General features: G+C 65.4%; 10 protein-coding genes. 4 read left to right on the top strand and 6 right to left on the bottom strand.

All coding sequences use genetic code 11. The annotated features are described in order from the left end of the window. Positions 1-118 precede the first annotated feature (118 nt). Positions 119-2,614: a penicillin acylase family protein gene (locus CVM50_RS00790; protein WP_085890015.1), complete on the bottom strand. Its 2,496-nt coding sequence runs from the start codon at positions 2,612-2,614 to the stop codon at positions 119-121. Positions 2,615-2,778: 164 nt separating this feature from the next. Between CVM50_RS00790 and CVM50_RS00795 the strand changes: the two genes are divergently transcribed. Next, a complete protein-coding gene (locus tag CVM50_RS00795; protein WP_085890014.1) occupies positions 2,779-3,651 on the top strand; it encodes an NAD(P)-dependent oxidoreductase in 873 nt (290 codons plus the stop codon). Positions 3,652-3,714: 63 nt separating this feature from the next. On the opposite strand, the gene CVM50_RS00800 is transcribed toward CVM50_RS00795, so the two are convergent. From CVM50_RS00800 to CVM50_RS00810, 3 genes are all read right to left on the bottom strand, one after another. Beyond that, a complete protein-coding gene (locus tag CVM50_RS00800; protein WP_085890013.1) occupies positions 3,715-4,047 on the bottom strand; it encodes a DMT family transporter in 333 nt (110 codons plus the stop codon). Positions 4,048-4,089: 42 nt separating this feature from the next. Next, the gene (locus CVM50_RS00805; protein ID WP_085890012.1) at positions 4,090-4,737 is read right to left on the bottom strand and encodes a YitT family protein; all 648 of its coding nucleotides are present in this window, start codon (positions 4,735-4,737) and stop codon (positions 4,090-4,092) included. A 105-nt stretch (positions 4,738-4,842) separates the two neighbouring features. Beyond that, entirely contained in the window at positions 4,843-5,469 is a 627-nt protein-coding gene (locus CVM50_RS00810; RefSeq protein WP_085890011.1) for a YitT family protein, read from the bottom strand. A gap of 289 nt (positions 5,470-5,758) precedes the next feature. Here CVM50_RS00810 and CVM50_RS00815 point away from each other — a divergent pair, with 289 nt between their 5' ends. The 3 genes from CVM50_RS00815 to CVM50_RS00825 all read left to right on the top strand — a co-directional run bounded on the left by CVM50_RS00815 (position 5,759) and on the right by CVM50_RS00825 (position 9,471). Further along, positions 5,759-6,319, top strand: coding sequence for a type 1 glutamine amidotransferase domain-containing protein (locus CVM50_RS00815; protein WP_085890010.1), 561 nt, complete (start codon positions 5,759-5,761; stop codon positions 6,317-6,319). 159 nt (positions 6,320-6,478) lie between these two features. Next, complete coding sequence (locus tag CVM50_RS00820) at positions 6,479-8,548, top strand: methyl-accepting chemotaxis protein (RefSeq protein WP_085890009.1); 2,070 nt, start codon at positions 6,479-6,481, stop codon at positions 8,546-8,548. Positions 8,549-9,009: 461 nt separating this feature from the next. Beyond that, positions 9,010-9,471 carry a hypothetical protein gene (locus CVM50_RS00825; protein ID WP_143515660.1) on the top strand — a complete coding sequence of 154 codons (462 nt, stop codon included), beginning with the start codon at positions 9,010-9,012 and terminating at the stop codon, positions 9,469-9,471. 95 nt (positions 9,472-9,566) lie between these two features. Here CVM50_RS00825 and CVM50_RS00830 read toward each other — a convergent pair whose 3' ends face one another. Continuing rightward, on the bottom strand, positions 9,567-10,781 hold the full coding sequence (locus CVM50_RS00830; RefSeq protein WP_085890007.1) for an NADP-dependent isocitrate dehydrogenase: 1,215 nt from the start codon (positions 10,779-10,781) through the stop codon (positions 9,567-9,569). A gap of 166 nt (positions 10,782-10,947) precedes the next feature. Next, a complete protein-coding gene (locus tag CVM50_RS00835) occupies positions 10,948-12,165 on the bottom strand; it encodes a multidrug effflux MFS transporter (RefSeq protein WP_085890006.1) in 1,218 nt (405 codons plus the stop codon). Positions 12,166-12,278: the final 113 nt, after the last annotated feature.

Here is a 12,278-nt window from a genome sequence, read left to right on the forward strand (position 1 = left end):
GGGTCAATTCAATTCCCCCGACGCGGCGGGCGGGCGCGGCGGCGGGTCCAATGGATGGCCTGTGATGGGTCGGAAACAGGCGCAGGGCAGGGCGCTGGACGGCCAGTCGGGCGGGCGGCTAGCGCGCCGGGCGCAGGCGGGTGACACCCACGGCGGCGGCGCGCGCCAGGGCCTCGTCCAGTGACATGGGGATGTATTCCCCGCGCCGCCAGCGTTCGCCCAGGTCGTCGTAGTGGCGCGACAGGAAATGCCCCGACTGTCCCGTGGCGGTGATGAAGACCGAACTGTCGGGATCGGCGAAATCATAGACCCCGCGGTAGCCCGCGCCATGCACGTTCAGGAAGGGGTTCGGCCCGGTGCCCTTGGTCAGCCCGCGCATCAGCGTGTTGTCCCCGCCCGAGGTGCTTTGACGAATGTTGACGAAATGGCGCAGCACCGGCACCTCGCCCAGCACCGGGTGGTCGTGGGTGGCCTGGTGCAGGTCGCCCCAGCGGAGGCTTTCCAGGTTGTTGCCGTAGCGTTCCGAGATCTCCAGCAGGGCCGCATCCAGCGCCTGGCGCGAGACGTCGGCGCAGGTCTCTGTCACCGTGGATTGCAGGACATCGCACCAACGCGCCGCACCGTCGATGTCGCGGAAGACCCGTTCGATGAAGACCGGATCGACATGGGTGAAATCATCGGCCACCGGCCCCAGTTCATCGCGGATCAGCTTCTCCTGCAGGGTACGCAGCCAGGTGGCGTAAAGCAGCGGTTCGGGCAGATGTTCGTTCATCTCGCCGTTCCAGTTGGCCAGCAGAGTGAGGGCATCCTGGCGCAGCCGTTCCGGCGTGCCTTCGGGTGCCGCGTCACCGGTGAACCACAGGTCGCGGCCGATCAGCGGCAGCAGCGACCGGGCGGTGAAGGACACCGTATCCAGCTGCGCCTCGATGAAGCTGTCGCGGGTGTGCACCTGGCGCGTCTGCATCAGGCGCTGCCAGCGATGGATGCGCTGCGTGTCGCCCCAGTCGAAACTGACGTGCTCGGGGAAGGGGCGGTCGACGAACTTGTTGTTGGTATTGCCCAGCAGGCCCCCTTCGGGGTCAATGAACTCGGGGTTGTCCTCATAGGGCAGCAGCCCCTGCCAGCGGTTTTCCGGCTTCCAGCCCAGCGACGGCAGGCGGCCCTGGCTGTCGTGGCGGATATCGCGGGCGGGCATGGCGCCGATGGTCTTGAACCCGATCCCCGCGGCATCGGCCAGCGTCAGGTTCTGCGACGGAGCGACATGATAGCGCCCGGCGTCGATCGCTTCCTCGACATTGCGGGCATACATCAGCTCGACCCCGGCGGTGACCGTGGTGTCATCGGGCGACAGCGCCGTCCAGGCGACGGAGGCGACGTGGCCCGATGGCGTGACCGAGGCCAGCTTGTAGTGGCTGCCGGGCATGACGGGGCCGTTTTCCGTCCAGCGCAGGGTCAGGGTGACGGGCGCCGCGTCCTTCACGTTGATGATCGACTGTCGGGTGCGGAAGGGCGCCCAGCCGTCTGGCGTGCGGTATTCCTCCGGGTTTTCGGGGTTCACCTCTTCCATGTAGACGTCGAGATCGTCGAGGTAGGAGGAGGTCAGCCCCCAGCCCAGGAAATGCGACCGTCCCGACAGGATCGAGGGCAGGCCGGGGATGGTGGCGCCGATAACGCCGCCCTGTTGCAGCTCCATCCGCGCGAGATACCAGATCGCCGGCGCGGTGAAGCCCAGGTGCGGGTCATTGGCCAGCAGCGTGCCGCCGGTGGCCGACCGCGCGGGCGCGGCGGCAAAGGCGTTGGAGGCGCCGGCCATGTCGCGGGCCGGGAAGGGCGAGAGGCCGGTTTCCGGCAGGCCCTGGGCGGTCATCCCGGGCGCGGGGGCCTCCAGCGCGGCGAAGCGGGTCAGGCTGCCCTCGGGCATCAGCGAGGCATAGTCGGGCGCGGCGATCGCGGGCCCCGGCGCATCGGGCAGGATGTCGGCCAGCATGTCGGCGTCGGGCAGCGCCAGGGAGACGCGGGCGCGTTCCACCTCGCTGTCCAGCGCGCCCGACAGCTGCACGGCCATCAGCTTGCCGATGGCGATGGAATCGGCGGGCTGCCAGGGGGCCACGGGGGCGTTGAACAGGAACATCTCCGGCGCGCCGCGGCCTAGGGCATCCTCGTTGATCTCGGTCAGCCGGGCGTTGACGCCTGCCGCATAGGCGGTCAGGGCGGCACGGGTGCGTGCGTCCTGGTCGGGGACCGACTCGATCGCCAACCGGTAGAGGTCGAAGCGGCGCATGATGCGGTCGACGGGCAGGGTGCGCGCGCCGAAGACCTCCGACAGACGGCCCTGCACGGTACGGCGCAGGGTCATCATCTGCCACAGCCGGTCCTGTGCATGGGCGTACCCCAGGCCGAAGAAGACATCCTCGTCGCTTTGCCCGAAGATATGCGGCACGTCCGCCGTGTCGCGCACGATCTCCAGCGGCGCGGACAGCCCCTCGACGGTCAGCGTCTTGTCGTATTCCGGCAGAGACCGCGCGGCGAGATAGTAGATCCCCGCGATGGCCACGACGGAGAGAAAGACGAGGCCTCCGGCCAGGCGGAGCAGCCAGCGGAACAGGAGTGTCATGCGATCTTCAGCCCTTATGTCCTTGTCCCGTCCCGAAAACCGGTCCGGTCTGCGGCCTGCCTCGGCCCTTGCCTTCCGGCAGGCAGCCGGACAGTGTGGCGTCAGATGAGAACAGACCTGCCGGGGGATGACCCGGCGGGGGCACCAATACAGGGGAATGAGCCATGGTGAAAGTCGCCTTTCTGGGATTGGGCGTGATGGGCTATCCGATGGCGGGCCACCTGGCCGCCAAGGGCCATGACGTCACCGTCTACAACCGCACCACCGCCAAGGCGGAGGCCTGGGTGGCCGAACATGGCGGCGCCTTCGGGGCGACGCCCGCCGAGGCCGCGACGGGCGCCGAGATCGTCTTCACCTGCGTCGGCAACGACGATGACCTGCGCGCCGTCTGCGCGGGCGAGGATGGCGCCTTTGCAGGCATGGAGAAGGGCGCGGTGCTGGTCGATCACACCACGGTCTCGGCCAAGGTCACGGCCGAGCTTTACACCCTGGCCGCCGATAAGGGCCTGGGCTTCGTCGATGCGCCCATTTCCGGCGGGCAGGCGGGGGCCGAGAACGGCGCCCTGTCGGTGATGTGCGGCGGCGATACGGAGGTCTTCGAGCGGGTTGCGCCGGTGATCGACGCCTATGCCAAGATCTGCCGCCTGATGGGGCCCTCGGGCGCCGGACAGATGACCAAGATGTGCAACCAGATCGCCATTGCCGGACTGGTGCAGGGCCTCAGCGAGGCGCTGCATTTCTCCGAGAAGGCCGGGCTGGACGGCGAGAAGGTGGTCGAGGTTATCAGCCAGGGCGCGGCCGGATCCTGGCAGATGGCCAACCGCTACAAGACCATGCTGGCGGATGAATTCGAGCACGGCTTTGCCGTCGACTGGATGCGCAAGGACCTGGGGATCTGCCTGTCGACGGGTGACGAGATCGGCGCGCCGCTGCCCGTCACGGCCCTGGTCGATCAGTTCTACAAGGACGTGCAGGCCATGGGCGGTGGTCGGTGGGATACCTCCAGCCTCATCAAGCGGCTGAAGGCCTTCGAATAAGCCTTTGTCCGTAAATGAAAAAGGGGCGTTCTTCGCCCCTTTTCTGTCCGCTGAACAGGCCGCTCAGTGCGGTGAGGCGTTGGAGAAGACCTGGATCACCACGATGCCCGCGCCGATCAGCAACATGCCGAGAACCGCCGCCAGGTCGAGCTTCTGCCCGAAGACGACGAAGCCGATCAGCGCGATGAAGACGATCCCCATGCCCGACCACAGCGCATAGACCACGCCCACGGGCATGTGGCGCAGGGTCAGCGACAGGAAGTAGAAGCTGGCGCCATAGGCCACGACCGTGATGATCGCGGGCACCAGCCGGGTGAACTGCTGGCTGGCGTGCAGGGCCGAGGTGCCGATGGTTTCCAGCGCCACGGCGATGATGAGAGTGAGGTAGGCGGGCAAGGGCGTTGTCCTGGATTGGGGCGAGGCGGGCCAGCTGGCCCGTCAGGTGGCGACGTACCAGTCCTTGCGGTGGTTGATCGCGATGACGAAGTTCACCACCACGGCCCCCAGCAGGGACCAGAGGAAGGCACCGCCCTGCAGCACGAAGAAGGCGACGGTGAACAGGCACAGGTCGAAGGTCAGCTGGGTCCAGCCAGCGCGGAAGCCGGTCTTGTCCTGCAGGTAGAGCCCAAGGATACCGATCCCGCCCAGCGAGGCACCGTGCCGGAAGAGCGCCAGCAGGCCCGAGCCGGTGACGAAGCCGAAGAGGATGGCGCCGACCCAGGGCGTCAGCTCGGCGAAGAGGATCTCGGTGCCGAGGAACTTCGACAGCAGCGACAGCATGGCCACCGCGATGAAGGTCTTGATGGTGAACCGCAGGCCCATGCGCGAATAGCCCAGCCAGTAGAAGGGCAGGTTGACCACGAAGAAGACGGGGCCGAAGCTCCACCCGGTGATGTAGGAGATCAGCACGGCAAGGCCGGCGGTCTGGCCCGTCACCAGCCCGAGATGGGTCAGGATGACGATGCCGAAGCCGCACATCGTGGTGCCGTAGATCAGCCCCTGCGTATCTTCCAGAAGCGTGTGATTGCCCTTGCGCACAGCCACCTGGGCCTCGGCCTCGGTCGCGGTTTCCGTTCCGTTGCTCATGCAGATCTCCCCGTCGTCCCCTCCCGTGGGGCGCCTGTCGTCCCGTCCGTCCTAGTCCGGGGTCGGAGGCCTGTCCAGAGCCTGTCCGGCCCGCAGGCGGACGGGTCAGTCCGCGATGTAGCGGTCGCGGCGGTGGTTGAATGCGATGACGGTGTTGAGGATGACCGCCCCGAAAAGCGAGTAAAGCACGGTGCGCGTGTCGAAGAGGAAATAGGCCACCGCGAAAAGCACCGCGTCGACGATCAGCTGCACGTAGCCCGCGCGGAACCCGGTGCGATCCTGCACCATCAGCGCGATCACCCCCAGGCCGCCCAGTGACCCCTTGTGGCGAAAGACGCCCAGCAGGCCATAGCCCGTCAGCACCCCGAAGATCGCCGTGCCCAGGATCGGATTCAGGTACTCGAACTGCAGTCCCAGGGGGATGTAGTCCGCCAGGAGCGACAGCGCGGTGACGCAGAAGAAGCTTTTCAGCGTGAACTCGGCGCCGAGGCGTTTCCAGGCGAAGGCGTAGAACGGCAGGTTCACCAGGAAGAAGACCGTGCCGAAACTCCACCCCGTGACATAGGCGATGATCAGGGCCAGCCCCGCGGTCTGACCGGTGATGAAGCCCAGCGAGGAGATGAAGACGATCCCCGTGGCCGTGGTCAGAAGCGCGATGGCAAAGCCCTGCGCGTCTTCAAATGGCGTGTGGGACTGGCGATATTCGGTCGGGATCAGAAAGGGGGCCGGCATGGTCAACTCCGTGTTCGGACGGGCGAGAGGCGACAAAATAGGTCAGCAATGCTTCCTTTATATCGTGCCTTCGCCGCGAGAGACCAGAGGCCATGAGGGAGGGCCCGCCAGAACGGCGAGTCACCGGGACGATCTCTCCGGATCTGCCCAACAAACGGTCGCGAAAGCCTCGGGCGGCGGCTTTCCTCCGGCCCCGGCACGCGATGGAACCCTTACCGGGGGGCAGCGTGTTGATCTCATGAACGGGGATGAGACGCCCCAAAGACATGAGCCGAAAGGAGACATCCCGATGCCCAACATCGCACAATCCCGTATCCTGATCCTCGCGACCGATGGTTTCGAGCAATCCGAACTGGAATTCCCCCGCGACAAGCTGCGTGAGTGGGGCGCCGACGTGAAGGTGGCCAGCCTGGACGGCAAGCCGATCCGCGGCTGGGACGACAAGACCTGGGGCAACGAGGTCGAGGCCGACCTGTCGCTTTCGGATGCCCGCGCCCCTGATTTCGATGCCATCGTCCTGCCGGGCGGCCAGATCAACCCCGACGTCCTGCGCACCAAGCCCGAGGCGGTCGAGCTGGTGAAGGCGTTCCACGACGCCGGCAAGATCGTTGCCGCGATCTGTCACGGCCCCTGGATGCTGGTCGAGGCCGGCATAGTGAAGGACCTGCCGGTGACCTCCTTCCCGTCGATCCGCACCGACCTGGAAAACGCCGGTGGCATCTGGGAAGACAGCGAAGTCGTCTGCGAGAAAGGGATCGTCACCTCGCGCAACCCCGGCGATCTGGAGGCCTTCGTGTCGAAGATCGTCGAAGAAGTCCGCGAGGGGCGTCACACACGGCGGGCTGCCTGATACAGGCGCTCTCTACAGCCCGACCGTGGGGCCGGTCCTTCGGGGCCGGCCCTTCTGTCTTGCGCGGTGCCTTCAATTTTCATCATTTGAGCTGTCCGCTTAACCGCCCGGCAAGGGACGCCCCTTAGCGTCGCCCCGGTCAGCGAGCGAGAGGGCAGCATGATCCAGATTTTCGGCGGCAAGCGCAGTGAGGCGGCGGCGACCTGTGCCGATGAGATTGCGGCGATCGACGGCTCGCACCTGCTGGTGCGCTACGACATGCAGGGCACGATCCTGTCGGTCAACGACACCTTCTGCCGGGAAACCGGGCACAGGCGAGAGGAGGTCGTCGGCCAACCCTACCTGACGCTGGTGCGTCAGAAGGATCATGACCTGCCGGAGGTGCGCAACCTCTGGCGCGACATGGCCGAGGGCAAGGTCATCAACCGTATCGTGCCCCGTCTGAACGGCGAACAGGAAGAGGACTGGTTCGATGTGACCTATGCCCCCGTCGCCGCGCCCGAGGGCGGCTACAGCCACGTAATCTCCGTCGCGCGCAAGATATCGGCGCATCATTTCCGCCGCCGCGACAACCGCAGCCAGGTGGATGCGGTGAAACGCTCTATGGCCGTGGTGGAATACGATCTCGACGGCACGATCCTCGACGCGAACGAGATATTCCTGAAGCCCATGGGCTACGACCTGGGTGACGTGAAGGGCAAGCATCACCGCATCTTTATGGCCCCTGAAGAGGCCGGAGACGCCAATTACAAGGCCTTCTGGGAGCGGCTGCGCCAAGGCTCGTCCGAGAAGGGCCAGGTGCAGCGGCGCGACCGCATGGGGCGGATCCGCTGGCTGGAGGCCACTTATGAGACCCTGATCGACCCCGAAGGGCGCCCCTTCAAGGTCGTCGAATATGCCTTCGACGTGACCGAGGCCAAGAACCTGGAGGCCGATGCGGCCAGTCAGATCGACGCGATCCAGAAGGTTCAGGCGGTTATTGCCTTCGACACCACCGGCAAGATCCTCAGCGTCAATGACCGCTTCTGCGAGGCCATGGGCTACGCCCGGGAAGAACTGGTCGGTCGGCCCCACTCGATGTTCGTGCCCGCCGACTATGCCCGCTCGGATGAGTATCGTCAGTTCTGGGAAGACCTGCGCGCCGGGCGCGAGAACGCCGGCAATTTCCAGAGGATCGGCAAGGGCGGGCGGGTCGTGCATATCCGCGCCAGCTACAACCCGATCCTCAATGCCGCAGGCGAGGTGGTGAAGGTGGTGAAATACGCCATAGACACCACCGCGCTGCAACTGGCGGTGGACACGATGCAGCAAGGGCTCGACCGGCTGGCCGCCGGCGACCTGTCGGTGCGGCTGGAACAGAACCTGGGCGACTTGGACATGATCCGGCAGAAGTTCAACGAGGCGGTCGGCAAGGTCGACGAGGTGATCGGTCAGGTGCTGGCGCGGGCCAGCGATGTCTACGGCGAAACCGGCGCGATCACCGGGGCCACCACGGAATTGTCGCAGCGCACCGAACAGCAGGCGGCAACGCTGCAGACCACGGCTGCGGCACTGACGGAACTGTCGGCCTCGGTCCAGCATGCGGCCGAGGCGGCGAGCGAGGCGCAGGACAAGGCGGACCTGGCGAAAAAGAGCACCGAGGAAACGGGGCGCGTCGTCGGCGACGCCGTGGGCGCGATGACGGAAATCCAGGAAAGCTCCAACCGGATCACCTCGATCACCAATGTCATCGACGACATCGCATTCCAGACTAACTTGCTGGCGCTGAACGCGGGCGTCGAGGCGGCACGGGCGGGCGATGCCGGGCGTGGCTTCGCCGTCGTCGCGCAGGAGGTGCGGGCGCTGGCGCAACGGTCCTCGGACGCGGCGCGCGAAATCGCCGAGCTGATTGCCATGTCGACCCGTCAGGTGGGCCAGGGTGTCGACCTGGTTGGCCGCGCGGGGCGTTCGATCGAGGAGATCGACAGCCGCTTCGGAGAGATCAACCGCATCGTCGCCCAGATCGCCACCTCCTCCCGGGAGCAGGCCATGGGTATCTCCGAGATGAATTCCTCGGTCAGCGACCTTGATCACGCCACGCAGGAGAACGCCGCCATGGCGGAGGAAACCAGCGCGGCGATCCAGACCCTGGCGGAAGGCATCGCCGACGTGCAGCAGGCGGTCAGCTATTTCGCGGGTGCCGCCCAGGCCGGGGCACCGCGCGGACCGTCCCTGCGCCGCGCTGGCTAGAGGCGGGATCAGGGGCCCCCTGTGGCGCAGAGACCGCTAGGTGAAATGCGCCCTGTCGGAACCAGGATTCCCTCCCGGCCTGTCCTGCCGACCACCTTCGCGGCGACGCCGGCTGCCGGTCCGGAACGAGCCTCCTCAGGGTTGGTGCGACAAGCATGTGTATGGGGCGAGGCATCGCAGGAATGATCGCAGGACAGGCCGGGGCACCGCGGTTCAGGTGCGTGGCCCGGCGCCGGGGCGTCGACAGTGCAGGCGATGAGCAGAGCGCGTTCAGTGCGCGGCAACTCCGGTATATTCTCGCAGGGTGATGCGACGCGGCGCAATTTGCGCCAGCGCCAGTCTTCATGACGCGATTATCCATCTTCCAGAGTTTGAGATGGGTCACTTTGCCCAGTAATCTGCCATGGGACGTGCCCCGGCGGTTGCCGGACGGAGGCTGTCCATGGAGGGAGATTTATTCAATGGCATTTATTCTACGGTGGCTTTCGCCACTACGCAGTTTGCTCGGGCGCGCTGTCGCGCCGGTCTTGCTGTCCACCTGCATTGCAGGCGCCGCCGCGGCCTCCTGCGACGGCTACTGGGATGAGGGCGACCGCCTGTATGATCGCGCCGATGCCCTGTACCTGTGGGCCGAGCGGGGGATCGAGAGCTTGAGAGGCGCCTCGGTGGACGCCGCCACCTGCAATGCGATCCGCAGCTATCGGGGGATGATCGGGGAGGCCCGTGGCGCCTTCCGGGACTCGGCCGAAAGCTATCGGAAGGCAATTTTCGCCTGCGCCGATGCCTATAACTCGACCCGGGACGGCTACTACCTCCAACTCAGCGAGGATGCCCGCTTCAACCGGGATGTGTCGCTGGAGGCCGTGGATTATTCCGGCGACCTGCGGGACTGGCTGAGCCGAGAGGTCCGGCGCTGCGACTGATCAGCGGGCACCCGCACCAGCCAGGATGCGCCCCATGAACGAGAAAGGCCCGCGCGGGGCGCGGGCCTTTGCATTCGTGATGACGCGAGGCGGCTTCAGCCAGCCAGGGCCTTGTTCAGGTTCTCGTCCACCTTTTCGAGGAACTGCATGGTCGTGAGCCACCCCTGGTCGGGACCAACCAGCAGCGCCAGGTCCTTGGTCATGAAGCCGTTTTCGACGGTTTCGACCACCACTTTCTCCAGCGTGGTGGCAAAGGCCATCAGCGCGGTGTTCCCGTCGAGCTTCGCGCGGTGCTTCAGCCCGCCGGTCCAGGCGTAGATCGAGGCGATGGAGTTGGTCGAGGTGGACTTGCCTTCCTGGTGCTGGCGGTAGTGACGGGTCACCGTGCCATGCGCCGCCTCGGCCTCGATGATCTTGCCGTCCGGCGTCATCAGCTGCGAGGTCATCATGCCGAGGGAGCCGAAACCCTGGGCCACGGTGTCGGACTGCACGTCGCCGTCGTAGTTCTTCAACGCCCAGACGAATTTGCCGTTCCATTTCAGCGCGCAGGCCACCATGTCGTCGATCAGCCGGTGTTCGTACCAGATCTTCTTGGCCTTGAACTGTTCCTCGAACTCCTCCTCATAGATCTCCTGGAAGATGTCCTTGAAGCGGCCATCGTAGGCCTTGAGGATGGTGTTCTTGGTCGACAAATAGACCGGCCAGCCCAGGTTCAGACCGTAGTTGAACGAGGCCCGGGCGAAGTCGCGGATCGACTGGTCGAGGTTGTACATGCCCATGTAGACGCCGGCCGAGGGCGCGTCATAGACCACCTTCTCGATCTCGGTGCCATCCTCGCCGACGAATTTCATCGTCAGCTGGCCCTTGCCGGGGAAGGTGAAATCGGTGGCCTTGTACTGATCGCCGAAGGCATGGCGGCCCACCACGATGGGCGAGGTCCAGCCCGGCACGAGGCGCGGCACGTTGCGGCAGATGATCGGCTGGCGGAAGACGACGCCGCCCAGGATGTTGCGGATCGTCCCGTTGGGGCTGCGCCACATCTTCTTCAGCCCGAATTCCTCGACCCGGCCTTCGTCGGGGGTGATCGTGGCGCATTTCACGCCGACGCCCACTTCCTTGATCTTGTTGGCGGCGTCGATGGTGATCTGGTCGTCGGTTTCATCCCGGACCTGGATCGACAGGTCGTAATACAGCAGGTCGATGTCGAGATAGGGTTCGATCAGCTTCTTCTTGATGAAATCCCACATGATGCGGGTCATCTCGTCGCCGTCGAGTTCGACGACGGGGTTCTCCACCTTGATCTTCGTCATGGGCTGGCTCCCTGCGATATCTGGAACGGGCTGGAATCAAGCCGCGCGCGGCTTTCATCGCCTCTGTAGACTAAAGAGACGTTAGCGGAAACCCTAGGTATGCTGTTGTATACAGAAAAGTGAGCCGGGATCTGCGCCCCGCCGGAACGGGCGGGGCGGATCGGCGTCAGACGTCGCGTTTGCGCTCCAGCCGGCGCATGCGCAGCAGCATGGGCATGGCGATGCTGCACAGGACGATGGTGGTCAGAAGCTGCGGCAGGATGGTGCCGTTGAAGGCCTGGGCAACGAGGGTGGAGATCACCGCGGCGACGATGGTCGAAATGGCGCCCAGGACCGAGGCCGCCAGCCCGGCGATATGGCCGATGGGTTCCATGGCCAGTGCGTTCAGGTTGCCCATCGACAGACCCATCTGGAACATCGCTGCCCCCTGCCAGACCAGATAGGCAAAGAAATAGGGGCTGTAGCCCGGGGTGTGCGGCAGAACCATATGCGCCGCCAGAAGGGCCAGGGACAGAAGCAGGAAGATTGCCTGGGTTGTCGTGATGATCAGGCGCATCCCGAAGCGCACGACCAAGGCGGCGTTCACCATCGAGGACGTGGCGCAGAACAGGCCGATGCCGAAGAACCAGACGGGGAAAGCATCGCCCAGATCGAAAATATGTGCGAACGTCGGTTCTATCATCGAGATCGATGTGAACATCACCGAGAAGATTGCGGTCTGGACGAGCAGCGACAGCCGCACCATGGGAATGCCGAACATCTCCTGCAGGGCGTGCCACAGGGCGACGACGCGGAACTTCTGGCGGCGTTCACGGGGCAGGGGTTCCGGCAGGCGCGCCATCAGCCAGGTGGAGCCGACGATGGAGAAGAGGAAATAGGCCAGGAAGATCGAGCGCCAGCCGCCGGCGGTGATGATCCAGTCACCGATCATCGGCGCCATGGCCGGGAAGACGGTAAAGACGATGAAGACAAAGGAGATCAGCCGCGCCATTTCGCGGCCCGCGTAAAGGTCACGGATGATGGCGATGGCCACCACGCGCGGCGCCGAGGCGCCCAGGCCCTGCAGGACGCGCCCGATCACCAGCCATTGTAGCGTCGGCGCCTGCCAGGCGATCAGCGCCCCGGCGATATAGACGAAGGCACCGAAGAGGATCACCGTCTTGCGCCCGAAACTGTCCGAGAGCGGCCCGGTGAACAGGGTGCCGACGCCCATGCCCACCATGAAGGACGATAGCACCAACTGGGCATCCTTGGCGTCGCCCCCGGCCAGTTCACGCCCGATCTCCGTCAAGGCCGGCAGCATGGAGTCGATGGAGAAGGCCACTGTCGCCATCGTCATCGCCATCAGCGCCACGAATTCGACGGGATGCAGGCGTTTGGGCATGGAAATGTCTTTCGTCTGAGGAAACTGGTCTTGATGCATGCCGCTAGCACGTTTTCTGCGGGCGGGCCAGTTGCCCGCCTGCGCATTCCCGCACAGAGGCATCTGCCCGCCAA

The sequence above is a fragment of the Pseudooceanicola marinus genome, assembly GCF_002786295.1.
Lineage (GTDB): Bacteria > Pseudomonadota > Alphaproteobacteria > Rhodobacterales > Rhodobacteraceae > Pseudooceanicola > Pseudooceanicola marinus.